The following is a 26,033-nucleotide window of genomic DNA, read 5'->3' as shown; positions in this document are numbered from 1 at the left end:
GGTTTAATAATATAATTTAATTTTAATTGAAATCAATTCTGAATGACAATCAAAGAAAAACAACAGGAACTCATCGATGAATTCGCCTTTCTGGACGATTGGGAGCAGAAGTATGAATATATCATAGACCTGGGGAAGGAATTAAAAGGCCTTTCTGAAGAGAAAAAAACGGATGAAAATCTAATTAGAGGTTGCCAGTCCAAAGTTTGGATTGATGCAGAATTCAAGGATGGCAAATTGTTTTTCAATGCAGATTCTGACGGGATTTTGCCCAAAGGAATTGTTTCACTTTTGGTAAGAATATATAGTGGGCATTCTACACAGGAGATTCTGGATTCTGATTTTGATTTTATTTCAGAAATCGGATTGCAGGAATTTTTGTCTCCGTCCAGGGCGAACGGCTTGATGGCAATGACCAAGCAAATCAAATTTTATGCAGTTGCATTTCAACTAAAGAAGTAGGTGAAAAGAATTCTGGCATATCGTTTTTCTGCATTCGGGGATGTAGCAATGACTGTTCCTGTCTGTGTTGAGTTTCTGGAACAGAATCCTGATGTAGAAATCGTATTCGTCAGCAGAGACAACTTCAAAGATCTTTTTGATAAACATCCAAGACTGAAATTCCACGGAATAAGTTTCGATGAATACAAAGGGATTTTCGGAATCAGAAAGTTAACAAAACAATTGATTAAGCAGTTCAATCCAGATTATGTTGCCGACCTTCACGATGTGATCAGGACAAAAATGATTAATTCGATTTTCTTCAGACATGGCTACAAGATATTTCAAATTGATAAAGGTAAAGACGAGAAAGAGAAACTGACTGATGTCTGGAATCTGGATAAATTTCAATTAAAAAGAACGGTTGAAAGATATGCCGATGTTTTCAGGAGTATGGGATTTGATGTTATATTATCACATCAATTAAGAAATCAATCAGATAACAAAAAAGATATTGGATTTGCACCTTTTGCACAACACAAAGGTAAAATGATGCCTGAAGAGAAATCTTTCGAATTAGCAAGAATTTTGGCTAAAAATCACAAGATTTATTTTTTTGGTGGTGGAAAAGAAGAAAGCGAAATCCTTACCAGATGGGAAAAGCAAATTCCCAACACCCATAGTCTATCAGGAAAACTTTCATTGAAAGAAGAGCTGAAAAAGATTTCTGAGTTGAAACTGATGATTTCCATGGATTCGGCTAATATGCATTTGGCAAGTCTTATGGGAACCAGATGTATTTCTGTTTGGGGTTCTACACACCATTACGCAGGATTTCTGGGTTATGGACAAAGTGAAGATGACATTGTACAGGTAAAAGATTTGTCATGCAGGCCTTGTTCTGTATTTGGTGATAAAGAATGTTTCCGGGGAGATTATGCTTGTCTCGAAGAATTGGACATACAAAAAATTATCGATAGGGTATGAAGCTAAGTATTTGTATTCCTATTTATAATTTTGATGTCAATGATTTGGTTAATGATCTGAATGATCAAATTGTATCCCATAATCTTGATGCTAAAATTATCCTGATTGATGATGCTTCTGACGCTGAATTTGTTCAGAAAAATAAGCCTTTGGAGGATATTGTTAATCATTTTATTTTTTTGGATAACAATATTGGACGTTCCAAAATCAGGAATTTATTTTCAAAATATGCTATATCAGAATATTTGCTTTTTCTGGATTGTGACGGGAAAATAATCAGCAAAAATTTTGTTAAGAATTATTTAGATTTTATTAATGAAAAAAGCCCAGATGTCGTTTATGGAGGAAGAAAGGTTGATGAATCAAAACCAAAACCGGAATTCGGATTAAGGTGGAGATTTGCTGTGGAAAGAGAAAATCTACCGGTAAAAGTCCGCATCAAATCACCTTATCTGGATTTCCAAACCAATAATTTTATTGTAAAAAAATCAATTCTTAAACAAAATCCGTTTGATGAATCCATAGGTCAGTATGGCTACGAAGATTTGATTTTTGCTAAAGATCTTTATAAAGCAAAGGTCAAAATTGACCATATTGAAAACCCGATTTTTAATAATGATGTAGAAACCAATGCTATTTTTCTCGAGAAAGCTGATCAATCGGCGAAAAGTCTTGCACATCTTATAAAAACAGATAAGGATGTCGAGAAAAGTTCTAAGATCAAATTAGCTAAAGCGTATTTCAGACTCAAAAAGACAGGCGGTATTTTTCTTTACAGGCTTCTTTACAGACTATTGAAGCCATTCATACAAAAAAAACTTTTAGAAGGCACTGCCTCATTAAGAATTCTTGATTTTTATAAATTGGGTCAACTTATCTATTATATGAATAAGAATTGACATTTTCATACCCTAATTCCAATTCCAGTTTTATATTAGCAACGTTAAGCCAAGTTGCTAATTTCAATGTTGTATATCCAATAAGCATCCCAAATGTATTAAGAAAAACGTCATCTATATCAGCGGTACCCCTTGCGGTGTAAAGCTGCGCAAGTTCTATCATTGATATCCAGGAAATAAACAGGAAGAACAAAAGCGGAAGATTATTAAGGCGCTTATCCAGAATACCCAACCACCCATATGGAATAAATACCAAAATGTTTCCAACGATATTTACCAAGAATTTTTGAGAAAAAACCTGGTGATAGCTAAGAAAGTATTTGATGCTCTGAAAAGGGTTGAGTTGAAGAAATCCGAATTCGGGATGTCTGCCACAACCATAAAACATCATGTATAACAAAAAAACTGTGTAGAAAAAAATCAGTACAGCATAATATCTTTTCATAGGTTCCTTTTGGAGGATTAGTAATAAAAAGGAATTTTCTAGTTCATAAATAATTATTGGAAAATAACAAGTCAATATTGCAGCAAAAATCTTTCCGCAATCAGAAAATTAAACAGACGATTAATTTTTTTATAAAAAATTTAACGATTGTGTTAAGTAAGAATTAATAAATTAAGAAAAGTTTAAGAAAGTGGGCGATACAGGATTCGAACCAGTGACCTCTGCGATGTCAACGCAACGCTCTAAACCAACTGAGCTAATCGCCCTTTTCAAAAATGATATAAAAAAATCTCCCAATAATTTGGAAGATTTTGTGGGTCCTGAGGGATTCGAACCCCCGACCCTCTGGGTGTAAACCAGATGCTCTGAACCAACTGAGCTAAGAACCCGAATTTTTTTAAAAGGTTTCGTTCCTTTTTTGTGGGTCCTGAGGGATTCGAACCCCCGACCCTCTGGGTGTAAACCAGATGCTCTGAACCAACTGAGCTAAGAACCCTCTAATTCTCGTTTAGAGTGGTGCAAATATACAACTTCTCGTGATATTCACAAATTTTTTTCTAAAAAATCTCCCACTACAAAGTTGCTTCCACCGATAAAAATCATTTCACTATCTTTACAATTCTGTTTTGCAGCAAGATAGCCTTCCTGAACCGAATCGAAAATATTGTAATTCAGATCAAAGTTTTTTAAAAGATATTCATAATCTTCCGGATGTCTTCCTCTGCTAACGCTTGGCTTTACAAAGTAGAATCGAGCTTCCGAAGGTAACACCGGAATTACATCATCAATTTTTTTATCATTCACAAAACCAAGAATAATATGCTTTTGTTGAGAATAACCTTTTAATTGATTGAAAACTTCTTCCAATCCGGCTTGATTGTGTCCTGTATCACAAATGGTTAAAGGTTCTTTTGAAAATTCGAACCACCGTCCAATGAAGTTTGTATTTTGATGAACATTCAAAAGCCCCAGTTTTAAATGTTTATCACTGATTTCCAAACCTTGCTTCCTCAATTCATTGACCAGAGCTAAAACCACCCGGATGTTTTTCTTTTGATAATTACCCTTTAAATCTGAGATTAAATCAGTTTTAATTTCTGTAGCATCAATGAAATCCGCTGTGACTTCAGTTGCTTTTTGATGGATAATTTCCTTTACAACAGGATTTTCATCTCCCGAAATTATCGCAGTCTTTTCCTTGACAATTCCCGCTTTTTCTATTGCAATTTCTTCAATCGTATCACCTAGAATATTTTGGTGGTCAAGCTGAACATTGGTAATAGCTGAAACTAAAGGCTTAATAATATTGGTTGAATCCAATCTTCCGCCCAAACCGACTTCAATAATGGCAAAATCAACTTGTTGCTGATAAAAATATTCGAAAGCCATAATTGTCGTGAACTCAAAAAAAGAAGGACGAATATCTTCTGGTAAATGCTTCAATTTTTGTATAAAATCATAAACAAAACGCTTATCACAATTTTTGCCACTGATTTTGATTCTTTCCGTAAAATCAATCAAATGGGGCGAATTATAAAGTCCGGTTTTGTAGCCTGATTCTTGTAAAACCGAAGCCAGCATATTGCTTGTAGAACCTTTTCCATTAGTTCCGCCGATGTGAATCGTTTTGATTTTGTCCTGCGGATTTCCGAAAAAGTCGCAAAGCTTTCTGATGTTATCGAGTCCCGGCTTGTAAGCTTTTTCCCCGTCAATCTGGTAATTCGGCATCTGTACAAAGAGCCAATCTATAGCTTCCTGATATTCTTGTGAAGTCATATTTCAAAATGAAATACAAATTTAAAAATAAGATGAAATCAAAGGAAATAAATTTAGAAGATTGGATTAATTGAGACAAAAACACCTTGATGGTCGCTTAAAATTTCTTTTTCAACAAATGTTTTCGCATCTGTAATATTTTCTACTAAAAATTTCGGAATAATGATGTGGTCGATATTTTTCTTAATTTTTTCAGTCGAATTAATAAGATTAAGTTTCTCAAATAGTGATTTTAAAACTTCGGTAGTTTCGGAATTAATACAGTAATGTTTTTCATTTTCAAGAAAAGAAGTGTTCAAATCGCCGATGATTAAAATTTTGGGATTGATTTTCGAAATTCTATTGCAATCATTAATGCAATTTTCCAATTCGTTTTTCGCAAAAGGTTTTCTTTTAAATTGAGTTCCGATAATGGTTGCGTAAATAACCAGATCTCCGAATTCTGTTTTGAATTCCAAGGCCAACTTGTCTTATTGTCAATCACAGAGAATATCCTTGTTGAAGGAACTTTAGAATAAATAATTGTTCGATAAGCTTTTTCTCCGCTCAGATATTTGGAATAATTTAAACCTTCATATTCTGTGTTTTCGGGAATTTGTTCAGAAAAATATTTGAATGGAAATTGAGATAAGTTCAGATTAACGGCTTCTGTTAAAATCAAAAAATCAAAATCTTGTTGACTTAAAAACATTTCAACTTTCTCAGACTTAAACTTTTTACACCAGTCGATATTGAGCGTTGCAATTTTCATTGATTATATATTCAACAAAAATTAGAAATTAATCGTATAAGTTCCCTGAGAAATATTCTGAGATTTTTTAGCTTTCACATATTGTTTCATCCAGATAACAGCAGCTGTAATATTACAGGCGTCTTTGATTCCGCTGCTTCGTCCTGCGTTAGTCACATTTCCGGCTTTGTCCACCGTGAAAAACATAACAAGCTGACCTTTAGTTTTACAATTATGAGACGGTAATTTCCCTGCTTTTCCCATAGTTCCGGGAATAAAAGCTGTAAGGGCACGGTCTTTTCCTATTTTGGTGATTTTGTCATCTTTTGAATCCGGAGTTGCCGTTTCTTTTTTCTCGTCTTTTTTGGAAAGTTTCGTATCTGCTTTTTCAGCTTTTGAAGGTTCTTTTTTTTCTTCTTCTTCTTCTTTAACAACAGGAGTTTCCTTAGCAATAGAAACGGTATCAGGCGGTAAAACTTCCACATCTGGAACATAGATTTGTGGCTTTATAATAGAATCCGCTTTTGGTTCTTCTATCGGTTTTGGAGTTTCTACAACAACAGGTTTTGGTTGCTCAGATGCTTTGTAATAAAGAGAATTGAACGAAAATAAAAGCACAAAAAATAACAGCGCAACCACGTAAAACGCAATTGGCAATCCGGATAATTTTTTGGTTCTTCTTCGGAATTCCATTTCTTAGGAAGGTTTGTTGATAATGTCTAAAAACTCATTGGTATGATACTGAATTTTCATCAACAGATAATCCACTTTGCCAACTAAAATATTATGAAATATATAAGCTAAAAATCCGACAATCAGGCCTACAACCGAAGGCGCCAAAGCTTTATAAAAATCGGCTGCTAAAAGATTCTGAGCAACAACAGTTTCTGTTTTTGATAATGTTCCGAAAGTCGAGGCCAGAATCAGAACACCGCCAAGAAGTCCCAACATAGGCGCAGCACCGGATAGCGTTGCCAGGAAACCGATATTTTTTTCAGCTTTGTTCAGTTCTATTTGTGCGTGGGTTTCCATTGCGTTGGCAATTTCACTTACAGGTCTTCCCAATCTGGAAAGTCCCTTTTCCACGCTTCTGGATTCGGGAGAATTGTCTCTTCTGCAAAAATCAATTGCCGACTGGATTCTTCCGTCATTGAGAAGGTCGTTGACGTTTTTAAGTAAATAAGGATCAACCTGGTTTTCCCGGTTAAGCGAGTATAATTTCTGTCCAAAAAAAACGATGGCTGCAATTCCCGAAAATATAAGAATAATGATAAGAGAAACGCTTAACAAGCCTCCTCCAAATAAGAATTCCCAGATAGAAATATTTTGATTTACCATAGTTTTTTATTTGCTTTTTAACAGTTTCAAATTTATGAATTAGTTGATGATTAACCCGAACAGATTATGGAAAAATTTACGAAAAATGATTATTAATAGGAATTTTAGAAAACAATTTTATAAGTTCCTTTCGAAGAGACGCTGGCAGCCTCAGCTTTTACATATTGCTTTACCCAGCTTACAGCGGTATTCATTACACAAGGATCGGAAACACCGCTTAATCGTCTTGCAGAAGTCACTTTTCCGGATTTGTCAACGGTATAAGAAATTGTAATGCTTCCGCTTGCAGAACAATCGTGACTAGGCTGTGCTCCGCCTCTTCCCATAGTTCCGGGAATGAAACCGACTAATTTTCTATCCACACCAATCAGACTTGTTCCGTCACCATCACCGCCTAATGGATCGCCATAATTGCCAGGTCCGGTTCCGTTACCTTGTGAGCCGGATTTTGTTCCTCTGCCTTTTAAAAGATTACCGATTGCCGCATTTCCACGGCCGTCACCAGTTGCATTTTCTTTTTTGATATCGCCTTTTGCGTTGGTTTTTCCGGTCGTATTTTTAGTGGAATTAGCAACAGCCGGAGTGTTGGCTTTATCATTAGCCTTAGTAGCTACAGGTGGATTTTTAGTTCTGGTTGGGATGGGAACTGTATTTTCAGGAATATCTTTTTCGACTTTTTCCTTGGCAGCTTTTGCAACTTCGGTAACGATTTCTTTCTCCTGTTTTTTTTCTACGACTGGAGCCGGACTTCCTTCTTCCTCTTTTGGTTCTTCAAGTCCTTTTCCGTTTCTGTTGTCGCCATAATTGATACGCATTTCTGTCAAATCAATAGGAATGATCTTCTCGCTATTTGCTGCGGTTTTCTTTTGCGTTTTTATAAAGGAAATAGGGATAAAAAATAAAACCGAAAACAAAAAAATCCCTACAACCAAAGCTTTGGTAAGCGTGAAACCATAATGTTTACGGAACGCATAAGCGCCATAAGCTTTATGTCTGTCTTCGAAAATAATATCATCCAGATCCTGATACATTGGAAATAGCTTGTTTACGTTATAACTTAACTTTTATAACGACTAGTAAATATAAATATTATTTTCCGGAAAAAATTAGTCGTCTACCTCGATGTCGTCCTGGCGGAAATTACATTTGAGTTTGAATGCGATTGGATCATCAGAGCCCGTATAAAAATCGGTAATGTTTCCTGTCCAGCAAAGTTGCAGGTCATCGTTTTCGTTTTTATCAAAGACTAATTTGTTATCATATAAGAAAGCTTCTTCATCATCAAAGAGATCTGCTTCTGTATAAGTGTCATCATCCGTGTCTTCTACAACAAAGGTTTGCCCTTCCAGTTCAGAAGTTGTGATCGGGAAATCGAAAACGTTAAGTGAAATCTGTGGGAAATTATACTGTAGAGAATCATCATCCACGTGATCGAGAGAATCATCTGTTATAACTTCTACCTCCAAAAAATTCTGCTTGTTGCTATAAACGGATTTGCAATAAGTACTCTTGATAAAATATTTCAGAGTTTCCTCTGGATGATAAATCTTTAATATTCCTTTCATTGTAAGGATAATAAATTATGAAATGATAAATTTTTAAATTGTGTTGAACAAAGATAAAAAATTGAATGAATTTGGAAAATTTTTGCTAATTAATTTTAATATTAATATCAAAAATCATCAAATCTTTTGATATTGTATTAATACTGATAGAATTAGTCAGGAAAATTTATACCATTAAAATCTTATCTTTACAGTATCAAATCTTTATAGGATGAATTCTTTTTATAAAATTACTTTTCTTTTCGCATTGGTTTTCTCTGTTATTTCCTGTAAAAAAGGAGATTCTCCAATTCTTAAAAATACTTATCCTTCATCATCTGATCTGGACTCTATTGCCGCCAATTATTACGAAGAATATTTGAAATTATATCCTTTGGAAGCAACATCGCAAGGTGATGAGAGATATAATGATCTTTTACCAGATAATCTGAGCCAGGATTTTATCAAAAAAGAAATTGCATTTTATAACTCGGTTCAGAATCAATTAAAATCAATCGATTATAATAGTTTGGATAACGACCAGAAAGTGGTTTTTGATGTTCTGGAATATACATTGATCGACAAACAGGAACGTTACGCCTATCACCCGGAATATATTCCTTTTACGCAGTTTGATGGTTTGCCTTTGACTTTTCCGATGTTGGGAAGCGGAACGGGCGTTCAGCCATTCAAAACAGAAAAAGATTATGACAATTGGCTGAAAAGGATAGAACAGTTTCCGGTCTGGATGGATTCTGCCATCGAAAATTTCCGCGCCGGAATCAAAAATAATGTTGTACTTCCAAAATCGTTGGTTGTGAAAATGATTCCACAAATGAAAGCCGAAGAAATCACAACTTTCGAAATCGAAAAAAATATTTTTTACGGGCCGATCAGGAATCTGCCAAAAGATTTCAAGCCGGTTATTGCTAACAAATATGCGAAGCTTTATCAGGATGCGATCAAAAATAAGATCATTCCTGCTTACGTGAAAATGGCTGATTTTCTTGAGAAAGAATATCTGCCAAAGGCCAGAACTACAGATGGTTATAATGCCTTGCCAAACGGAAATAATGTTTACGCATATTACGTGAAAAGCTGGACAACGACAGATAAAGCCCCGGACGACATTCACCAGACAGGACTAAAGGAAGTGGAAAGACTTCGTAAGGAAATGGAAAAAGTGAAGAACCAGGTAGGCTTCAAAGGTTCTCTAGAAGAGTTTCTGAATCACGTAAAAACTGACCCGAAAGCAATGCCTTATCAGACCTCAAAAGAAGTTTTAGCGGGCTTTCAATCAATCTTGGATAAAATTACTCCGAAGCTGAAAACAATGTTTAATGTGACTCCGAAAAGTCCTTTCGAAATTCGTCAAACCGAAAAATACCGTGAAGCAAGTGCAAGTGCAGAATACATACAGGGAAGTGCGGATGGAAAACGTCCCGGGATTTTTTACATACCGATTCCCGACCCAAAAAAGTTTAATGTGACTTCCGGGATGGAATCTCTTTTCCTTCACGAAGCCATTCCCGGTCACCATTATCAGGTTTCTTTGCAGCAGGAAAACACCAAGTTGCCAAAGTTTATGAGATTCGGCTGGATTGGTGCTTACGGCGAAGGCTGGGCTTTATATTGCGAATCACTTGGTCCGGAATTCGGGCTTTATACTGATCCGTATCAAAAATTAGGTTCTTTGAGTGATGAAATGTTGAGAGCTGTTCGTCTGGTAATTGATACAGGAATCCACACAGGACAAATGTCACGAGAAGAAGCCATCAAATATTTCCTGAGTAATGTAGCTTATGACGAAGCTGGAGCAACTGCAGAAGTGGAGCGTTATATGGCGTTGCCGGGACAAGCGCTGAGCTACAAAACTGGTTCGATGAAAATAAGAGAGTTGAGAGATAAATATCAAAAACAGCAGGGAAAGAAGTTTAATCTGGCGTCTTTCCACGATGAGGTTTTGAGCCAAGGTTGTCTTCCATTGGAAGTTTTGGAACGTAAAATGGAACTTTGGGCAAAGAGATAAATGATGAAGAAACAAATCAAAAGAAGACTAAGACATACGAAATATATCTTTTATCAGGAAACCCTTGTTGACTTCAAAGATCATTTTTGGTCGTTTCTCGGTGCTTTTTTCGGGATCGGATTGATTGCTTTTTTGCAGTCTCAACATTTGACCGGAGTTGAAAACATTTTTCTGATTGGCTCATTCGGAGCATCCAGCGTTTTGATTTACGGTGCCGTAAATAGTCCTTTAGCCCAACCAAGAAACTTGATTGGCGGACACGTTTTATCAGCATTGGTTGGTGTTACAGCCTATAAATTCTTGCCGGATATCCTTTGGTTGAGTGCATCTATTGCAGTCGCTTCTTCTATTGTCGTGATGCAGATTACCAAGACGATGCATCCGCCGGGTGGTGCAACAGCTTTGATTGCTGTTCTTCCGGCCGGGAAAATTCAGGAATTGGGATATTGGTATGCTGTATCTCCGGTTTTGAGTGGCGTTTTGATTTTATTAACGATGGCTTTGATTTTCAATAATATTCCAAAAGGAAGGAAGTATCCGCATCATATCAGACAAACCAAATATTTCCATATGAGAAGAATGCTAAAGAGAAATCATTAGGCTTTATCCGGAAACAAAAGTTTCGGAATAAAATCCTTGTCCTTATTACCTCTTGCTGGCGAATATTCTCTTCCGTAAAAAATAATCTGAAGGTGTAATTTGTTCCAGACACTTTCATCCCAAAGATTCTTAGCATCTCTTTCGGTTTCAACGACATTTTTCCCTGAGGTCAGTTTCCATTGTGTCATCAGTCTATGAATATGCGTATCAACAGGAAACGCCGGAAAACCAAATCCCTGACTCATCACGACTGAAGCGGTTTTGTGACCAACACCGGCCAGACTTTCCAACTCTTCATAAGTTTGTGGCACTACGGAATTGAATTTTTCCACCAAAACTTCCGCCATTTTTTTAAGGTTTTTCGCTTTGGAATTCGAAAGTCCGATTTCTTTGATTAATTCCTTGATTTCTTCAACGCTCAACTTGGCCATTTTCTCAGGCGTATCAGCAACGGCAAAAAGAGAAGGCGTTACCTGATTTACTTTTTTGTCCGTCGTCTGTGCAGAAAGGGCAACCGCAACCATCAGAGTATAAGCGTCTTTGTGATCCAGTGGAATAGGAACTTCAGGATATAATTTTTCTAATTCTTCCTGAACAATCTTGGCTCTTTGCTTTTTCGTCATTTTGATGGTAAATTTGTAGCACAAAAATAGAAATTATGTTGAACGTTGGCGACTCTTTACCGGAATTTATAGGAACTAATCAAAACGGAGAACCAATCGATTCTCAAAAGCTGAAAGGCAAAAAGCTGGTTGTTTTCTTTTATCCGAAGGCAAGCACGCCGGGTTGTACAGCGGAAGCCTGCAATTTGAGAGATAATTACTCGGTTTTGAAGCAGAAAGGTTATCAGCTATTAGGTGTCAGCGCAGATTCTGTGAAGCGTCAGAAAAATTTCGCTGTAAAAAATGAATTACCATTTGATGTCATTGCAGATGAAAATCGCGATATCATTGACAAATTTGGTGTTTGGCAGTTGAAGAAATTTATGGGGAGAGAATTTATGGGAATCGTGAGAACGACTTTTGTTTTCGATGAAAACGGAATTTGTACTCAGGTTATCGACAAAGTAAAAACCAAAGACCACGCTGAGCAGATTTTGGCTTAAACGATATAAAGGATAGGTTCTTTAGCCATCGGTTGACGTTCGGCAATGGTCGCGTGGGGTTAGGAACAGGTCGGTTACGGTTATACACATGTCGCGTGGCGTGGCGTTTGTGTTTCGAGAGGTTCGAAACCTCAAATTATACGTTACTTAACCTATCCGGAAAGCTTCATTACCTCTATAGACCTATTAGGAACCACAACAGATGACTGTGGAACGCCAACCGAATAGTATTTATGAGGTCTGGATATATTCTATGAAGCTATGGAGCTCTATTTTACGGGAATCCATATCTCTTCCTCAGCAGAATTATCATTCGGGTTGTAATCGTCACCGAAAATTTCAAAATGTGGTCTGTGATCAACCTCAAATTGATTTTCCGGAATGAAATTTTGAAATAGATATCTGAACAGTTCCGGCCCGTTGTCCGCTTTACCCTTATAGCTGAAAACCAAGTATTTTCCACTTTCTAATTCGAAAATGTCAAACCCTTCGGGAATATTATCAAAATCAGGAACTTCGGCCAAAGCATATTTGATGAAAGACTGATCGGGCGTGAAATTCTCGGGATAGATTTGAAGCGAGAATAATTGGTTGGAAATTCGGTTTGGGATCTCTCTTCTTCTCATCATAAACTTCTTCCAAACCATCGGTGTTTTGTTATCCTGAAAAGAAGTCGTAATGCTGAATCCAATTAACTTTTTTGACTTAACAACCTCAATACGATGAGGTAGATCGAATTCAGTTTTCATAATACATCAACTCTTCATTATCATTAGGAATGGTTACCATCTTCTGGAACTTCAAGCCTAATTTTTCAATTAATTTTTGGGATGAAAAATTGTCTTTGGTTGTAATTGCAGAGATTTTATTAACTCCAAATTCTTTAGCGGCAACTTCTTTCAGTTTGTGGGCAGATTCATAAGCGAACCCTTTACCTTCGTATTTTTCAAAAAAGGAAAAGCCAATATCCAGAACATCCAGACCTTCTCTTTCAAAGATCCCAACTGCACCAATTTTCGTGTTGTCCTCTTTCAGGATCACAACATAATTTCCGAACCCCAATTTTTCAATCTGAGGAAGAAAGCGATTGGTGATGTAATTTTCCGCATCTTCTTTGGTGCGAAGATTTCGGTCACCAATATATTTGATGAACGATGGCATATTATATAATTCAAGAAAAAAATCTGCATCTTGTACTGCTGCAGGTTTTAGAATCAATCTTTCAGTTTCAAAGGTTTTCATTCATTAAAAATAAAAATTTTACGGAACAATAACTGTAAAAATGTACGCAAAAAGATTGACCAATAGAACAACACCATAGAGAATATTGGTTTTTCCTCGGTTTAAGGACAACATCACGGTGTAAAGTGATAATGCTAACAGAACCATAGACTTGATGTCAAGTCCTAAAACAAATGGGAAATCGTAAATAATCGCTACTACAGAAACGCACGGGATTGTCAATCCGATACTAGCAATAGCAGAACCTAGTGCAAGGTTAAGGCTCGTCTGAAATTGGTTTCTTCTTGCGGCCTTGATCGCCGCCATTCCTTCTGGTAATAGGACGACTGCTGCAATGATAACTCCGACTAATGCTTGTGGCGCTCCAAAATTATGGACCATTTTTTCTATCTGAGGCGAAAGCGCTTTTGCCAAGAATACTACAACTCCTAGACAGATAATCAGGAAAATCAGGCTCATTATACTTTCGAAATTGCTTGGTGGTTCTGCGTGCGGCTGGTCGTCATTTTCAGGAAGAAAATAATTCCGGTGCCTTACGGTTTGAACCATCAAAAATGTGCTGTAAATAATAAGAGAAGCGATTGAGAAAAATATTAATTGTGTCTTGCTGAATGTTGCTGAGAGTTCGCTGGTGGTATAATTAGGTAGAATCAAAGTCATCACCACAATTGCAACAAGACTTATCAAAGCCATATTTCCGGAAGTTCTGGCGAAAAATTGCTCTTTGAATTTGATCCCGCCAACTAGCAGACATGCACCGAGAATTCCGTTCAGGATCAGCATTACTGCTGCAAATACGGTGTCTCTTGCAAGCGTATGGGTTTCTTTTCCGCCAGCTACCATTAATGAAACAATTAGCCCAACCTCTAAAACAGTAATGGCTATCGCAAGAATAATGGTTCCGAAAGGTTCTCCAACTTTGTGTGCTACAACTTCGGCATGATGAACAGCGCCTAAAACAGACGAAATCAAAAGTGCACCTCCCAAAACAGCGAGCAGAGGACTGTCATCAGCAACACCAAGAGTGTAATAAATCAATGACAGAATAGGGAAAATATAAGACCAATGAAATAAAGATTTTAAACTCATAGAAAATGATTTCTCTAATTTACAAAAAATTACTGAAAATGATTTTAAGAGAATACGGCAACAAAAAAGCCACCAAAATCATGGTGGCTTAGAATATTTTTGATGATAAATTATTTTACCAAAGTTAACTCGCTGATAAGTCTTGTTGCACCAGCATATTTGTCGATAATCCAAAGGACGTAACGAACGTCTACGTTAATGGTTCTCTGTAATTTTGGTTCGAAAACGATGTCGCCACTCAAAGCTTCGCTGTTTCCATCAAAAGCAAGACCGATCAAATGTCCGTTTCCGTCAATGATTGGAGAACCGGAGTTACCGCCTGTGATATCATTATTTGATAAGAAGTTGATTGGCATAAATCCGCCTTTTTTATCCGCATATTGTCCGTAATCTTTTTTCTTGGCAAGATCAAGAACTTTTTGAGGAAGGTCAAATTCTTCGTCACCTTTTTTGTATTTGGCAACCATACCGTTGATGTCAGTATAATAATTTTCCTTGATACCTTTGTAGTTTCTGTCAGCTCTTTCAGGTAACGTTTCAATCGTTCCGTAAGTTAATCTCATGGTAGAGTTAGCGTCCGGATAGAATTTTTTCTCTGGTTGCGCTTTTCTAAGTCCGTCCAAGAATAATCTGCTGTTTTTGGCAAAATTCTCATCTACTTTAGAATATTTTTCGATTCCTAATTTTTGATCTTCAACAATGCCGTTGGCGAATTGTCTCAATTTATCACCATCGATTTTCAATCTGTCAGGATTTTCTATGAAAGCTAAAGCAGACTTTTTGTTAGCGAAAATAGATTCGTAAGCTATTGTTGAAAGGTTATTCACATCAGCAGCCATAATAGTTGGTGATGCAAATTCTTTAGCAACTCTTGCTTTGTAAAGGGAAGTCAAAGCCACAAGCATATCACCTTCAACATTGTCGTGGAAACCATCGTAAGCTTTCTCAACAGCATCAAGAACTTTTTGTTTCATAGCAGCTTTCCCGGCATCGTCCTGGTCAGCATAAGTTTTGAACAGGCTGCCTAACTGGTAAGCAGTTCCAATATAGTGTGCATTTCTTTGTAAAATAGAAGCGTAATTTCTCTCTACATTTCTGCCCGAAACCTGAGTGTAGTAAGCTTTGATTTCTGGTAAAACACCGTAATAAGTTTGCTCATTTGGAGATTGAGCTGCCCATTGATTATAAGTTTCCTCCAGTTTTTGTTTTTCAGCAACCGTTCCATTTTTCTTTACCGCATCAATAGTTCCCTGTCTGTTTTTCCAGTAGTTGGCAACACTGGCGTACTGAGAAGCATAGTCTAACTGAGTCGCTTTGTCTTTGTCCATATATTTCTTCATGACATCCATTGCCACTTTAGAAGCTTCTACCCAGGCAGGATAATCTTTATCAACCATTTGTTCGATTCCGTAAGAAGTCAGATAACGGTTGGTTCTTCCTGGGTAACCCAAAATCATTGTGAAATCTCCTGGTTTGTAACCTTTAAGAGAAACGGGTAAGAAATGTTTTGGTTTCAATGGTGTGTTGGCTTCAGAATATTCTGCCGGATTTCCGTTAGCATCTGCATAAACACGGAAGACTGTGAAATCTGCAGTGTGTCTTGGCCATTCCCAGTTATCTGTATCACCACCAAATTTTCCTAATGATGAAGGCGGCGCACCGACCAATCTGATGTCTTTATAATCTTGGTAAACAAAATAATAGAATTCATTACCGTTGAAAAAATCTCTTACTACAACAGTATATTTCCCGTTCTCAGAATTTTCTGCCTGGATGGCTTTATATTCAGCATCGATAACCGCTTTTCTATCGGCTGCAGACATATTGTTATTCAGCTTGGAATTGATTCTCTCAGAAACATCATCCATTCTCACCAAAAATCTGACGTATAAACCTTTAGCATTGAATTCCTCATTCGGTTTCATTGCCCAGAAGCCGTTCTTCAGATAGTCTTTTTCAGGCGTGGAAGCTGCCGCAACAGCGTCGTAACCACAGTGGTGATTGGTGAAAATCAAACCCTGGTTAGAAACAATTTCACCGGTACAGAAACCACCAAAGCTTACGATGGCATCTTTCAGACTGGAATTGTTAACAGAATAAATTTCTTCCGGCGTCAAGTGCAGGCCTTCTTTCTGCATATCAACTCCGTTCAGACGTTTAATAAGCATCAGAAGCCACATCCCTTCGTCAGCTCTCATTTGTGCATAGCCCAGAATCAGGGTTAATGCTAAAAATATTTTTTTCATTGAGAATATTATTTTGCTGGCTAATTTAATGATTATTTTAAATCTAATGGTATGAATTTGGCTGAGAGATTCAGTAAATTTGAAAAGATGAGATTTCTAAAGACAATCGGTGTTTTATCATTGTTAATGCTTTTAATGTATTCTTGTAAAACCTCGAATCAATCCGGTTCAATAATGGAAAATATTCACAGAAAATAGATGTTGGTTGAATACAAAGATTTTACAAAAGATGAACTTGTGAAATTAGAAGCCAATATGGATTTGACGAAAAATTCTGATACGCCCAACCGTTACACTGCAAAAATGGGCTGTAACGGAATGTTTTTCACAGCGGAACTCAACAAAGGAAAAGCTAAATTTTCAGGAGTTGGTTCTACAATGATGTATTGCGAAGGAAGAATGAAACTGGAGGAATTATTCGGAAAAGATTTACCTAAAATGAATCATTACAAAATTGAAGGACATTTCTTAACTTTAACGGATGGAACAACCTCAATGAAATTTGTCGCAGTAGATTGGGATTAAGAGAAATTCAAGATTAAAGTTAAAAAGATTCAAGAATTTAAAATATCACTAAAATATTACCTTATGAAAAGAAGTGCAAAAGCAGTTTGGAAAGGCACCGTAAAAGACGGAAGCGGAGTTTTAACAACCCAGAGTACGACACTCAATGACACACAATATTCTTTCAAAAGCCGTTTCGAAGAAGGTGTCGGAACCAATCCGGAAGAATTGTTGGCAGCTGCTCATGCAGGATGCTTTACAATGAAAACTTCTGCTCTGCTGACGGAAGCTGGTTATAATCCTGAAACTTTGGAAACCGATTGCAAAATAAGTTTGGTTGACGGTAAAATCACTTTATCAGAATTAACTCTTAATGCAAGAATTCCAGGAATTTCAGAAGATGATTTCCAGAAAATAGCGAAAGACGCCAAGGAAAATTGCCCGGTAAGTCAGGCGTTCAGTTTTGAGAAAACATTGACAGCCACTCTTGTTAATTAAAATTGTAGAGCACAGATTTAATACAATCAAAAAATTCAAAACCAAAGATATTCTTTGGTTTTTTTGTTCAAAAATAGTATCTTGTCAGAATCAGAAAATTATCAATTTTAAATGTTAGAAAAAAAAGAACATCAGTATGAAAGAGCGGTTTTAGTTGGCTTGGTCACTCAAAACCAGGACGAAGATAAGCTGACAGAATATATGGACGAGCTGGAGTTTCTGGCCTACACAGCCGGTGCTACAGTGGACCGAAGATTTACTCAAAAATTATCTCAGCCAGATTCCAGAACATTTGTTGGGAGTGGAAAGGCATTGGAAATCAAAGAATATGTTAAGGAACATGAAATCGGAACTGTGATTTTTGATGACGAATTATCGCCCTCTCAATTAAAAAATCTGGAACGTGAAATGGAAGTCAAAATCCTGGACCGTACCAATCTCATTCTTGATATTTTTGCGCAAAGAGCACAAACTTCTTATGCTAGAACTCAGGTTGAGTTGGCTCAATATCAATATCTCTTACCACGCTTAACCAGAATGTGGACCCACCTCGAAAGACAAAAAGGGGGAATCGGGATGCGTGGTCCTGGGGAAACGGAAATCGAAACCGACAGAAGGATTATCCGCGACCGAATCACTCTATTGAAAGACAAGCTGAAAACCATCGACAAACAAATGTCAACCCAAAGACAAAACCGTGGCAAAATGGTTAGAGTTTCTTTGGTTGGTTATACCAATGTTGGAAAATCAACCTTGATGAATGCGTTGTCCAAATCGGAAGTTTTTGCAGAAAATAAGCTGTTTGCAACCTTAGACACAACGGTTAGAAAAGTCGTGATTGGAAATCTTCCATTTCTTTTGACGGATACGGTTGGTTTCATCAGAAAGTTGCCGACGCAGTTGGTTGAATCCTTTAAGTCGACTTTGGACGAGGTTCGTGAAGCGGATTTGCTGATTCATGTTGTGGATATTTCGCATGAGAGCTTTGAAGACCATATTGCATCTGTGAATCAGATTCTTCAGGAGATTGATGCACATCAGAAACCGATGATTATGGTGTTTAACAAGATTGACGATTTTAGTTATGAGAAAAAAGATGAAGATGATTTGACACCTTCATCCAAAAAAAATATTTCTCTGGAAGAGTGGAAAAAAACCTGGATGGCAAAATCCAAACATCCGACGGTTTTTATCTCGGCTTTGACCAAAGAAAATTTCCCGGAAATGAAGAAAATGATTTATGATGAGGTTCACAGAATTCATATTTCCCGTTTTCCTTATAATGATTTCTTGTTCGAATATTTTGACGATGAAGAATAGTAAACCACAAAGAAACTAAGCTGGCACAAAGCGCGCGACGTAATTTGTGAACTTTGTGCGAAACCTGTGAGTTACTCATTAATTTCAATATTAATTTATTCAAAAATGGTGTCCGTAGAGTTATCAATCGCAATTTATCATAATTAATAATTAGAAATAACCTTGAGACCTTTGTGAAAACCTTGAGTCTTTGTGTTTAAAAATAAAAATAAATGGAGTTATATTACTCATTTTCAGTTCTTATCGTTTTAGCGTCTTTGTTTGCCTATATCAATTACCGTGTGCTGAAATTACCCAGCACAATCGGGATTATGGTAATCGCCATTATTGTTTCCGTAACTTTGGTTGCATCAGGTGATAATTTTTTACCGAAAACCACAACACATCTAACAAAACTAGTAAACAACTTCGATTTTACTGAAGTACTGATGGGTGCGATGCTTAACTTTCTGCTTTTTGCGGGTGGAATTCATGTTAACATCAAAGATCTGAAGGAACAGTTCGGACCAGTTGTTATTTTTTCGACGGTGGGAGTTATTATTTCAACATTTGCGGTTGGTTTTGGGACATATTATCTTTTGCCTTTGGTTGGCGTTCAGATGCCTTTTATTTATTGTTTGGTTTTTGGCGCTTTAATTTCCCCGACTGATCCGGTTGCGGTTCTTAGTATCCTGAAACAGGCGAATGTATCTAAGTCATTGGAAACCAAAGTAGCTGGCGAATCTTTATTCAATGACGGAATGGCGGTGGTGGTTTTCACTGTCGTTTTACAATTGGCTATAGGTAAAGAAGTTGACCTGAATGTCGAAAACATCGGATTATTGTTGCTTCGGGAAGCTGGAGGAGGATTACTTTTGGGGGTTCTTCTCGGTTATTCGGCGTCCAGAGCGATGCGTGTTGTGGATGATTATATTATTTCCGTATTGATCACATTGTCAGTGGTTATGGGCGGTTATCTGATTGCCCGCGAGATGCATATCTCTGCGCCTTTGGCAATGGTTGCCGCCGGATTATTCATGGGAAATTTCAGCGAAAGTTTCAAAATGAAATCCGAAACGCAGGATTATCTCATCAAATTCTGGGAACTGATTGATGAAATTATGAATGCTGTCTTATTCCTGTTTATCGGTTTTGAATTGCTGTTAATCAAAGATTTAAATGAATATCTGGTTGCTGGTGGAATTTGTATTTTGATCGTTTTATTGGCGCGTTGGGTAGCGATTTTTCTTCCAACAAAATTTATGGCTTTTAAATACCGATTCAGTCCGCAGACAGTGAAGGTTTTGGTTTGGGGCGGAATCCGTGGTGGCGTATCCATTGCGTTGGCTTTATCGATCCCGATGAATGATTACAGCCAGGTTATCATCAGCATTACTTATTGCGTAGTGGTGTTTTCAATTATCGTTCAAGGACTTACAATCGCCAAAGTGGCAAATCCGAAAAAGATTGCGACGGAAGAAAAAATTATGGAAACCGCTGAATAAATGAAAAACTCAATCATAATTTCAGATATTAAACAAGCACTTCAGGATCTTTCCATTCCGGACAAAGCCGAATTCTTTCCTAAATTTTTCAAAACCGGGAAAGGCGAATATGGTGAAGGTGATATATTTATCGGCGTAACAGTTCCAGATCAAAGAAGTGTTGCGAAAGAATTTTACAATAAAATTTCTCTTGAAGAATTAAGCGAATTGTTATCTTCCACAATCCATGAACATCGTTTGACGGCTTTGCTGATGTTGGTTTATAAATTTGAGAAAACTAAAGATAAAATTCAACAAAAAGAAATTGTGGATTTTTATTTGAAACACACAAAATATATCAACAACTGGGATTTGGTTGATACATCGTGCTATAAAATTATCGGAAGATATTGTTTTGAAAATCAGGATTCTAAAATTTTAAATAAACTTTCTCATTCCGAAAATATGTGGGAAAAACGGATGGCAATTGTCGGAACGATGCATCATATCAAGAAAGGAGATTTTGAATTAACCAAAACCTTTGCGCTCAAAAATCTTATGCATCCACACGATTTGATGCACAAAGCCAACGGCTGGCTGCTTCGCGAAATGGGAAACAAGAATGAAAAGGAATTGCTTGATTTTCTTAATCTTCATTACAAAGAAATGCCAAGAACTTGCCTCCGTTATGCGATTGAAAAGTTGGATGAAGAGTTACGACAAGATTATTTAAAAGGAAGAATATAATGGATTACTTTTGGCTAAGGACAGTTCTGCATTATTTCCTACACTTCGTTTTTCCCATTGTAATTGCATATCTGTTTTTTAGGGATAATTGGAAAAAAGCTTATTTCATAATGTTGGCGACAATGTTGATAGATACAGACCATTTACTCAGTACGCCAATTTTTGCTCCTGACCGGAGTAGCATCAATTTTCATCCGTTTCATACCTATTGGGCAATGGGCGTGTATGTTTTATTGTTGTGTTTCAAGGGAGTTCCCCGGATCATAGGCGTGGGATTACTGTTCCATATACTGACGGATTGGATTGATTCACTATGGCTCTAAAGAATTAAGTTTTTTTTAAGTAGAAATTAAGCAATTTTTCACATTATTTCAAAAACTTTGCATAAGTTTTCTAATCAGCTATAAGTGGAAAAGACAAAACAAATATTCCAGACAGACAATAAAAAACGCTGGAAAAGCGTGAAATGGAGCAGCAGGGTTATTATCTTCGTAATTATTCTGCTTTTTTCGGCTTTGATCTTGATGATGAAGATGGACAAAAATCCGAAACTTCCTTTCCGCGAAGACTATAAAGCTGTAATGACAGCCAGTAAGCCGTATCTTCAGGAAAATAAAATTTCTAAAGAATATAAAGGATTCCGAAACTTCATTCATGCAAAAAAAATGCATACAAATGAAGAAAAAATAGCAGAATCCCGGGCAGAAAAAATAAAGAATCAAAGCAGGGACTGGAATTTGTTTCCGGCAGGAATCCGTTCTGCATTTTATGTAGCCTGGGATCCGCAGTCCCTGATGTCTTTGCGGAGAAATATCAGGCATCTTAATCTGGTATTTCCTGAGTGGTTTTTTATAGATTCCAAAACAGGAGACCTGAAAACCAATGTGGATCCGGAAGGTTTTAAAGTCATCAAAAGAACCGGTGTTGCCGTAATGCCGATTCTAAGTAATAATTCCAATCAGGAGTTTCATTCGGAAGGGATTGGAAAAGTTCTGAATGATCCCCAAAAAAGAATGGTATTGATTAATAAAGTTGCAAATCAATGTCTCAAATACCATTTCAAAGGAATTAATATCGATTTTGAGGACTTGAATCTGGATAATGATCAGGTTCTTGTAGATTTTATGTCAGATCTTTCCAGGATTTTCAAAAAAAATAATCTTCTGGTATCAATGGATGTGATGACAGATAATGATGATTACAATATCAGAAAGCTGGATCCGTTTGTAGATTATTTTGTACTGATGGCTTATGACGAATATTCTGCCGATAGTGACTCAGGTCCTATCTCCTCTCAAAAATGGGTTGAGCAGCAAACAGATAAAATGGCAGATAAAACCAATCCGCAAAAGATAATATTGGGACTTGGAGCCTATGGATATGACTGGAGCAGTAATCCGGATCAGAATACATCGGTAACTTACATGCAGGCTATTACCAAAGCCAATGCCAGCAAAGCAACCATCAATTTTGACGACAATACATTCAATCTCAATTATTCATATAACGATAATAATAACAATACACATACAGTTTTTTTCAATGATGCCGCATCTATTTTCAATACAATGCGGTTTACTTCGGAATACCCGCTTGCCGGGACAGCACTCTGGCGTTTAGGAAGTGAGGACAGCCGTATCTGGAATTTTTATAATAAAGACCTGACATCCAATAGTTTGAGTAAGTTTAATATGAAAAACCTCGAAAACGTAAAAGGTCAGACGATGGTTGATTATATCGGTGATGGAGAAGTTTTGGATGTTCTTAATACGCCACATAATGGAAAAATTGCTCTTGAGGTTGATAAGAATGAGAAAATTATTACCGATGAGAATTATCTTTCTTATCCAAGTTCTTATGAAGTCAAAAAATACGGAGCGGCATCTCAAAAAGAATTGGTGTTAACGTTTGACGATGGTCCTGACGATGTTTATACGCCTCAAATTTTGGATATACTGTCCAGATATCACGTTCCTGCTGCTTTTTTTCTGGTAGGAATCAACGCAGAGAAAAATCTGCCTTTGGTAAAACGGATTTATCGTGAAGGCCACGAAATCGGGAATCATACCTTTACCCATGAGAATATTGCGAAGGTTGATCCACAACGCGCACTGCTTGAACTGAAGCTTACAAGATTATTAATAGAATGTATTACGGGACACAGTACTATTCTGTTCCGTGCACCTTATAATGCTGATTCCGAACCGACTACTCCGGAAGAGATTATACCGGTGGCATTAGCGAGACAACAAAACTATCTTGATATTGGGGAAAATATTGATCCGGAAGATTGGCAGCCCGGTGTAAAAGCCGATCAGATTATTGCAAGGGTTTTGGATGGAATTAGAAAAGAAAGAGGTAATATTATTTTACTTCATGATGCAGGCGGAGAAACGAGAGCAGAAACCGTAAAAGCTTTGAATGTTCTGATACCAATGCTGCAAAAACAAGGTTATCATTTTACAAGTCTTACAAATATCCTTCACAAAAGTAAAAATGAATTGATGCCGGCTGTTCCAAAAACCAAGGCTTATTATATCATGCAGCTTAATCTATTGCTTGCAACAGTCATCTATGGGGTTAGTCATTTTCTGGTCGCATTGTTTATGATCTTTATCGGATTAGGAATTGTCCGATTAATCCTGATGATCTACTGGGCAATACGAGAACATCAAAAAGAAAAAAAACTTAATAATCTGCCAGAACAAAAAAACTATCCCAAAGTTTCGATCATTGTTCCGGCATATAACGAGGAAGTGAATATTGTTTCATCATTACAAAACCTGTTACACCAGACTTATCCGGATTACAATATCGTCTTTGTGGATGATGGAAGCCGTGATAATACTTTGCAAAAAGTAAAAGAATCATTTGCTGATACCGAAAAAATAAAAATACTGACCAAGGTGAATGGCGGAAAGGCAACCGCGCTTAATTTTGGTATTTCTCACACAGATGCAGAATATGTTGTTTGCATAGATGCGGATACAAAACTTGAAAAGAATGCGGTAAAATATCTCATCGCAAGATTTTTAGATACGGAAAAAGAAAATATTGCTGCTGTCGCAGGAAATGTGAAAGTGGGAAACCGCGTGAACTGGCTCACAAAATGGCAGTCAATAGAATATACAACCAGTCAGAATTTTGATCGTCTGGCCTACGCAAATATCAATGCAATCACAGTAATTCCGGGAGCGATTGGTGCGTTTAGAAGATCGGTGATTAATGAGGTTGGAGGTTATTCTTCTGATACATTGGCGGAAGACTGCGATTTGACAGTCAGGATTTTGAAAAAAGGTTATCACATCGCGAATGAAAACCGTGCAGTGGCTGTAACCGAAGCGCCGGAATCTGTTAAGCAATTCCTGAAGCAGCGTTTCCGCTGGACTTATGGAATCATGCAAATGTTTTGGAAACAAAAGGAAACGTTTTTGAACCCAAAATATAAAGGGCTTGGACTTTGGGCAATGCCTAATATTTTACTGTTTCAATATATTATTCCATTATTTTCACCTTTGGCTGATTTGATAATGTTCTTTGGGATTTTATCGGGAAATGGGTACAAGATTTTTATTTATTACCTGATATTTCTTTTGGTAGATGCTTCGTTGGCATTTGTAGCTTTCGTAATGCAAAGGCAAAAATGGACGGATCTATTCTACATCATTCCGCAGAGATTTGGCTACCGTTGGCTGATGTATATTGTGCTATTCCGAAGTTTGAAACACGCATTGCAAGGTGAGATGCAGACCTGGGGTTTCCTGAAAAGAACAGGTAATGTAAAAGAGCTAATAGCTGAAAACTGAATCAAATAAAAATAAATACTAATGATTTCTTGCATTGGTCATTTTGAGATGCATAATTCTGGCAATATTGAGTGCTCTTGTAATGGCGTTTTCAGCATTTTCACCTTCAAAATTGTCATGAATCGTTTTTTCCCAAACCTGTAGCCAACGGTTAAAATGTTTTTCTTCCATAGCAACAATATCATTAATTGGAAAATGTTTTGCCATCGGCTGACCTTCATAAACGGGGTTTCCTAAAAGAATACTTTCCCAAAAATTATACATCTTTGGAAGATGATGGTTGAGCTCAATCTTTGCAATATCTGTGAAAAAAAATCCGATGAGGTCGTCTTTTATAACCCGATCATAGAATTCTTTAACCAGATATTCCACATCTTCTCGCGTTGTAATATCATTCATAATTACAAATTTACGGAATTCGCAACGGCTTGAAAATAAGATTAATGTCAGTTTTTTGTATATTTGATAAAAGCATCAAAGATGTACACATTCACTATTTTACCGACTTTAGTTGTTTTGGGATTTATTTCAATTACGCTGTATAAACATTTTGTAAAGAAAAACAAGCAAGATTTAAAATCTTCATTTCTATTTGTATTAGGATTCTCAGTTCTTTGGGGCGGAATATATTATTTAGTGTTTTCCTGAGAAAACTACTAATTTTGCAAAATGGATCTTGATTTCTATAAAAAACTAGCACAGCAAAAACGGAAGGAACACCAAAAGTTTCTAGATGGGCTCAAAAAGAAGCCACCTAAAAACCTTGATTATGTTGTTTTAGAAAAACACGAAGAAACTTTCGGAGAGATCGATTGCCTTAGTTGTGCTAACTGCTGTAAAACCACAGGTCCGCTTTATACAGAAAAAGACATCGAAAGAATCTCAAAACATCTGCGGATGAAGCAAGCCGATTTCGAGTCAAAATTCCTTAGGATTGATGAAGATAATGACAAAGTGCTCCAGAATCTGCCTTGCTTTTTCCTGAATGGAGACAACACTTGTTCCATCTATGATGTCCGTCCAAAAGCCTGCCGGGAGTATCCTCATACAGATCGAAAGAAAATCTATCAAATCAATAATCTTACAATCAAAAATACTTTGATCTGTCCTGCGACTTATGTTTTTGTTGAAAAAATGAGAAAGGCACTGGAAAAATAAAATATACTAAAGTTTTCCCAAAAATCTTATAATTTCTAAATTCAATATCATCTTGGTTTGATGTTT

27 protein-coding genes and 3 tRNA genes are annotated in these 26,033 nt (G+C 36.8%); 14 read left to right on the top strand and 16 right to left on the bottom strand.

Annotation, left to right across the window (positions count from 1 at the left end; genetic code table 11):
• Positions 1 to 42 precede the first annotated feature (42 nt).
• Genes QOL71_RS03745 through QOL71_RS03735 form a run of 3 tightly spaced genes read left to right on the top strand, consistent with a single transcriptional unit; the run spans position 43 to position 2,327 of the window.
• Complete coding sequence (locus QOL71_RS03745; protein WP_283415634.1) at positions 43 to 462, top strand: SufE family protein; 420 nt, start codon at positions 43 to 45, stop codon at positions 460 to 462.
• Positions 463 to 1,428 carry a glycosyltransferase family 9 protein gene (locus QOL71_RS03740; RefSeq protein WP_283415633.1) on the top strand — a complete coding sequence of 322 codons (966 nt, stop codon included), beginning with the start codon at positions 463 to 465 and terminating at the stop codon, positions 1,426 to 1,428. It begins immediately after the preceding gene.
• Positions 1,425 to 2,327 (top strand): glycosyltransferase family 2 protein, encoded by a 903-nt coding sequence (locus QOL71_RS03735; protein WP_283415632.1) that lies wholly within the window; start codon positions 1,425 to 1,427, stop codon positions 2,325 to 2,327. The genes QOL71_RS03740 and QOL71_RS03735 overlap by 4 nt, the downstream gene beginning before the upstream one ends.
• On the opposite strand, the gene QOL71_RS03730 is transcribed toward QOL71_RS03735, so the two are convergent.
• The 10 genes from QOL71_RS03730 to QOL71_RS03685 all read right to left on the bottom strand — a co-directional run bounded on the left by QOL71_RS03730 (position 2,302) and on the right by QOL71_RS03685 (position 8,181).
• A complete protein-coding gene (locus tag QOL71_RS03730; protein ID WP_283415631.1) occupies positions 2,302 to 2,772 on the bottom strand; it encodes a VanZ family protein in 471 nt (156 codons plus the stop codon). The genes QOL71_RS03735 and QOL71_RS03730 overlap by 26 nt on opposite strands.
• Positions 2,773 to 2,963: 191 nt before the next feature.
• Positions 2,964 to 3,038, bottom strand: a tRNA-Val gene (locus QOL71_RS03725).
• A 48-nt stretch (positions 3,039 to 3,086) separates the two neighbouring features.
• A tRNA-Val gene (locus QOL71_RS03720) sits at positions 3,087 to 3,161 on the bottom strand.
• A gap of 32 nt (positions 3,162 to 3,193) precedes the next feature.
• Positions 3,194 to 3,268 (bottom strand) — tRNA-Val (locus QOL71_RS03715).
• Between the two features lie 47 nt (positions 3,269 to 3,315).
• Positions 3,316 to 4,548, bottom strand: a complete 1,233-nt coding sequence (locus tag QOL71_RS03710) for a bifunctional folylpolyglutamate synthase/dihydrofolate synthase (RefSeq protein WP_283415630.1) — start codon at positions 4,546 to 4,548, stop codon at positions 3,316 to 3,318.
• A gap of 53 nt (positions 4,549 to 4,601) precedes the next feature.
• The gene (locus QOL71_RS03705) at positions 4,602 to 5,006 is read right to left on the bottom strand and encodes a hypothetical protein (protein WP_283415629.1); all 405 of its coding nucleotides are present in this window, start codon (positions 5,004 to 5,006) and stop codon (positions 4,602 to 4,604) included.
• Positions 5,007 to 5,320: 314 nt separating this feature from the next.
• On the bottom strand, positions 5,321 to 5,971 hold the full coding sequence (locus QOL71_RS03700; RefSeq protein WP_283415628.1) for a hypothetical protein: 651 nt from the start codon (positions 5,969 to 5,971) through the stop codon (positions 5,321 to 5,323).
• A gap of 3 nt (positions 5,972 to 5,974) precedes the next feature.
• Complete coding sequence (locus tag QOL71_RS03695; protein WP_120211866.1) at positions 5,975 to 6,616, bottom strand: MotA/TolQ/ExbB proton channel family protein; 642 nt, start codon at positions 6,614 to 6,616, stop codon at positions 5,975 to 5,977.
• Between the two features lie 104 nt (positions 6,617 to 6,720).
• On the bottom strand, positions 6,721 to 7,647 hold the full coding sequence (locus QOL71_RS03690; protein ID WP_283415627.1) for a ferric siderophore ABC transporter substrate-binding protein: 927 nt from the start codon (positions 7,645 to 7,647) through the stop codon (positions 6,721 to 6,723).
• Positions 7,648 to 7,722: 75 nt separating this feature from the next.
• Positions 7,723 to 8,181 (bottom strand): hypothetical protein, encoded by a 459-nt coding sequence (locus QOL71_RS03685; RefSeq protein ID WP_120211865.1) that lies wholly within the window; start codon positions 8,179 to 8,181, stop codon positions 7,723 to 7,725.
• A 211-nt stretch (positions 8,182 to 8,392) separates the two neighbouring features.
• On the opposite strand from QOL71_RS03685, the gene QOL71_RS03680 reads away from it, so the two are divergent.
• Positions 8,393 to 10,189, top strand: a complete 1,797-nt coding sequence (locus QOL71_RS03680; RefSeq protein WP_283415626.1) for a DUF885 domain-containing protein — start codon at positions 8,393 to 8,395, stop codon at positions 10,187 to 10,189.
• Entirely contained in the window at positions 10,190 to 10,789 is a 600-nt protein-coding gene (locus QOL71_RS03675; RefSeq protein WP_283415625.1) for an HPP family protein, read from the top strand. It abuts the gene before it with no gap.
• On the opposite strand, the gene nth is transcribed toward QOL71_RS03675, so the two are convergent.
• The gene (gene nth / locus QOL71_RS03670) at positions 10,786 to 11,412 is read right to left on the bottom strand and encodes an endonuclease III (protein ID WP_283415624.1); all 627 of its coding nucleotides are present in this window, start codon (positions 11,410 to 11,412) and stop codon (positions 10,786 to 10,788) included. The genes QOL71_RS03675 and nth overlap by 4 nt on opposite strands.
• 35 nt (positions 11,413 to 11,447) lie before the next feature.
• Here nth and bcp point away from each other — a divergent pair, with 35 nt between their 5' ends.
• Positions 11,448 to 11,894: a thioredoxin-dependent thiol peroxidase gene (gene bcp / locus QOL71_RS03665; RefSeq protein ID WP_283415623.1), complete on the top strand. Its 447-nt coding sequence runs from the start codon at positions 11,448 to 11,450 to the stop codon at positions 11,892 to 11,894.
• A gap of 269 nt (positions 11,895 to 12,163) precedes the next feature.
• Here bcp and QOL71_RS03660 read toward each other — a convergent pair whose 3' ends face one another.
• The 4 genes from QOL71_RS03660 to QOL71_RS03645 all read right to left on the bottom strand — a co-directional run bounded on the left by QOL71_RS03660 (position 12,164) and on the right by QOL71_RS03645 (position 16,471).
• Complete coding sequence (locus QOL71_RS03660; RefSeq protein WP_283415622.1) at positions 12,164 to 12,643, bottom strand: GyrI-like domain-containing protein; 480 nt, start codon at positions 12,641 to 12,643, stop codon at positions 12,164 to 12,166.
• Positions 12,633 to 13,136: a GNAT family N-acetyltransferase gene (locus QOL71_RS03655; protein WP_283415621.1), complete on the bottom strand. Its 504-nt coding sequence runs from the start codon at positions 13,134 to 13,136 to the stop codon at positions 12,633 to 12,635. The genes QOL71_RS03660 and QOL71_RS03655 overlap by 11 nt, the downstream gene beginning before the upstream one ends.
• 18 nt (positions 13,137 to 13,154) lie before the next feature.
• Complete coding sequence (locus tag QOL71_RS03650) at positions 13,155 to 14,225, bottom strand: calcium:cation antiporter (RefSeq protein WP_283415620.1); 1,071 nt, start codon at positions 14,223 to 14,225, stop codon at positions 13,155 to 13,157.
• A gap of 110 nt (positions 14,226 to 14,335) precedes the next feature.
• Positions 14,336 to 16,471, bottom strand: a complete 2,136-nt coding sequence (locus QOL71_RS03645) for a S46 family peptidase (RefSeq protein ID WP_283415619.1) — start codon at positions 16,469 to 16,471, stop codon at positions 14,336 to 14,338.
• Between the two features lie 198 nt (positions 16,472 to 16,669).
• On the opposite strand from QOL71_RS03645, the gene QOL71_RS03640 reads away from it, so the two are divergent.
• The 7 genes from QOL71_RS03640 (at position 16,670) to QOL71_RS03610 (ending at position 24,809) form a co-directional block, all read left to right on the top strand.
• The gene (locus QOL71_RS03640) at positions 16,670 to 16,996 is read left to right on the top strand and encodes an META domain-containing protein (protein WP_283415618.1); all 327 of its coding nucleotides are present in this window, start codon (positions 16,670 to 16,672) and stop codon (positions 16,994 to 16,996) included.
• Between the two features lie 63 nt (positions 16,997 to 17,059).
• The gene (locus QOL71_RS03635) at positions 17,060 to 17,473 is read left to right on the top strand and encodes an OsmC family protein (RefSeq protein WP_283415617.1); all 414 of its coding nucleotides are present in this window, start codon (positions 17,060 to 17,062) and stop codon (positions 17,471 to 17,473) included.
• 111 nt (positions 17,474 to 17,584) lie between these two features.
• Entirely contained in the window at positions 17,585 to 18,793 is a 1,209-nt protein-coding gene (gene hflX, locus QOL71_RS03630) for a GTPase HflX (RefSeq protein ID WP_283415616.1), read from the top strand.
• Between the two features lie 212 nt (positions 18,794 to 19,005).
• The gene (locus QOL71_RS03625) at positions 19,006 to 20,277 is read left to right on the top strand and encodes a cation:proton antiporter (protein WP_283415615.1); all 1,272 of its coding nucleotides are present in this window, start codon (positions 19,006 to 19,008) and stop codon (positions 20,275 to 20,277) included.
• Positions 20,278 to 21,003: a DNA alkylation repair protein gene (locus QOL71_RS03620; RefSeq protein ID WP_283415614.1), complete on the top strand. Its 726-nt coding sequence runs from the start codon at positions 20,278 to 20,280 to the stop codon at positions 21,001 to 21,003.
• Complete coding sequence (locus tag QOL71_RS03615) at positions 21,003 to 21,326, top strand: DUF6122 family protein (RefSeq protein ID WP_283415613.1); 324 nt, start codon at positions 21,003 to 21,005, stop codon at positions 21,324 to 21,326. The genes QOL71_RS03620 and QOL71_RS03615 overlap by 1 nt, the downstream gene beginning before the upstream one ends.
• A gap of 84 nt (positions 21,327 to 21,410) precedes the next feature.
• Positions 21,411 to 24,809, top strand: coding sequence for a trifunctional glycoside hydrolase family 18/polysaccharide deacetylase/glycosyltransferase family 2 protein (locus tag QOL71_RS03610; RefSeq protein ID WP_283415612.1), 3,399 nt, complete (start codon positions 21,411 to 21,413; stop codon positions 24,807 to 24,809).
• Positions 24,810 to 24,827: 18 nt separating this feature from the next.
• On the opposite strand, the gene QOL71_RS03605 is transcribed toward QOL71_RS03610, so the two are convergent.
• Positions 24,828 to 25,208: a group III truncated hemoglobin gene (locus tag QOL71_RS03605; RefSeq protein WP_283415611.1), complete on the bottom strand. Its 381-nt coding sequence runs from the start codon at positions 25,206 to 25,208 to the stop codon at positions 24,828 to 24,830.
• Between the two features lie 270 nt (positions 25,209 to 25,478).
• Between QOL71_RS03605 and QOL71_RS03600 the strand changes: the two genes are divergently transcribed.
• Complete coding sequence (locus QOL71_RS03600) at positions 25,479 to 25,967, top strand: YkgJ family cysteine cluster protein (protein WP_283415610.1); 489 nt, start codon at positions 25,479 to 25,481, stop codon at positions 25,965 to 25,967.
• Positions 25,968 to 26,033 lie beyond the last annotated feature (66 nt).

Origin of the sequence: Epilithonimonas pallida (assembly GCF_900182975.1) — a bacterium.
In the GTDB taxonomy this organism is placed as follows: domain Bacteria; phylum Bacteroidota; class Bacteroidia; order Flavobacteriales; family Weeksellaceae; genus Epilithonimonas; species Epilithonimonas pallida.
Note: the sequence above shows the minus strand (reverse complement) of the source record. Positions and strands in the feature narration are given on the sequence as shown.

What these genes read in the sequence shown, in the direction of transcription:
- bcp (WP_283415623.1), top strand. Translation starts at nt 11,448, where the DNA reads ATGTTGAACGTTGGCGACTCTTTACCGGAATTTATAGGAACTAATCAA.
- QOL71_RS03710 (WP_283415630.1), bottom strand. Translation starts at nt 4,548, where the DNA reads ATGACTTCACAAGAATATCAGGAAGCTATAGATTGGCTCTTTGTACAG.
- QOL71_RS03635 (WP_283415617.1), top strand. Translation starts at nt 17,060, where the DNA reads ATGAAAAGAAGTGCAAAAGCAGTTTGGAAAGGCACCGTAAAAGACGGA.
- QOL71_RS03695 (WP_120211866.1), bottom strand. Translation starts at nt 6,616, where the DNA reads ATGGTAAATCAAAATATTTCTATCTGGGAATTCTTATTTGGAGGAGGC.
- QOL71_RS03680 (WP_283415626.1), top strand. Translation starts at nt 8,393, where the DNA reads ATGAATTCTTTTTATAAAATTACTTTTCTTTTCGCATTGGTTTTCTCT.
- QOL71_RS03615 (WP_283415613.1), top strand. Translation starts at nt 21,003, where the DNA reads ATGGATTACTTTTGGCTAAGGACAGTTCTGCATTATTTCCTACACTTC.
- QOL71_RS03735 (WP_283415632.1), top strand. Translation starts at nt 1,425, where the DNA reads ATGAAGCTAAGTATTTGTATTCCTATTTATAATTTTGATGTCAATGAT.
- QOL71_RS03690 (WP_283415627.1), bottom strand. Translation starts at nt 7,647, where the DNA reads ATGTATCAGGATCTGGATGATATTATTTTCGAAGACAGACATAAAGCT.
- QOL71_RS03745 (WP_283415634.1), top strand. Translation starts at nt 43, where the DNA reads ATGACAATCAAAGAAAAACAACAGGAACTCATCGATGAATTCGCCTTT.
- hflX (WP_283415616.1), top strand. Translation starts at nt 17,585, where the DNA reads ATGTTAGAAAAAAAAGAACATCAGTATGAAAGAGCGGTTTTAGTTGGC.
- QOL71_RS03730 (WP_283415631.1), bottom strand. Translation starts at nt 2,772, where the DNA reads ATGAAAAGATATTATGCTGTACTGATTTTTTTCTACACAGTTTTTTTG.
- QOL71_RS03660 (WP_283415622.1), bottom strand. Translation starts at nt 12,643, where the DNA reads ATGAAAACTGAATTCGATCTACCTCATCGTATTGAGGTTGTTAAGTCA.
- QOL71_RS03650 (WP_283415620.1), bottom strand. Translation starts at nt 14,225, where the DNA reads ATGAGTTTAAAATCTTTATTTCATTGGTCTTATATTTTCCCTATTCTG.
- nth (WP_283415624.1), bottom strand. Translation starts at nt 11,412, where the DNA reads ATGACGAAAAAGCAAAGAGCCAAGATTGTTCAGGAAGAATTAGAAAAA.
- QOL71_RS03600 (WP_283415610.1), top strand. Translation starts at nt 25,479, where the DNA reads ATGGATCTTGATTTCTATAAAAAACTAGCACAGCAAAAACGGAAGGAA.
- QOL71_RS03620 (WP_283415614.1), top strand. Translation starts at nt 20,278, where the DNA reads ATGAAAAACTCAATCATAATTTCAGATATTAAACAAGCACTTCAGGAT.
- QOL71_RS03645 (WP_283415619.1), bottom strand. Translation starts at nt 16,471, where the DNA reads ATGAAAAAAATATTTTTAGCATTAACCCTGATTCTGGGCTATGCACAA.
- QOL71_RS03640 (WP_283415618.1), top strand. Translation starts at nt 16,670, where the DNA reads ATGTTGGTTGAATACAAAGATTTTACAAAAGATGAACTTGTGAAATTA.
- QOL71_RS03655 (WP_283415621.1), bottom strand. Translation starts at nt 13,136, where the DNA reads ATGAAAACCTTTGAAACTGAAAGATTGATTCTAAAACCTGCAGCAGTA.
- QOL71_RS03625 (WP_283415615.1), top strand. Translation starts at nt 19,006, where the DNA reads ATGGAGTTATATTACTCATTTTCAGTTCTTATCGTTTTAGCGTCTTTG.
- QOL71_RS03675 (WP_283415625.1), top strand. Translation starts at nt 10,190, where the DNA reads ATGATGAAGAAACAAATCAAAAGAAGACTAAGACATACGAAATATATC.
- QOL71_RS03605 (WP_283415611.1), bottom strand. Translation starts at nt 25,208, where the DNA reads ATGAATGATATTACAACGCGAGAAGATGTGGAATATCTGGTTAAAGAA.
- QOL71_RS03700 (WP_283415628.1), bottom strand. Translation starts at nt 5,971, where the DNA reads ATGGAATTCCGAAGAAGAACCAAAAAATTATCCGGATTGCCAATTGCG.
- QOL71_RS03685 (WP_120211865.1), bottom strand. Translation starts at nt 8,181, where the DNA reads ATGAAAGGAATATTAAAGATTTATCATCCAGAGGAAACTCTGAAATAT.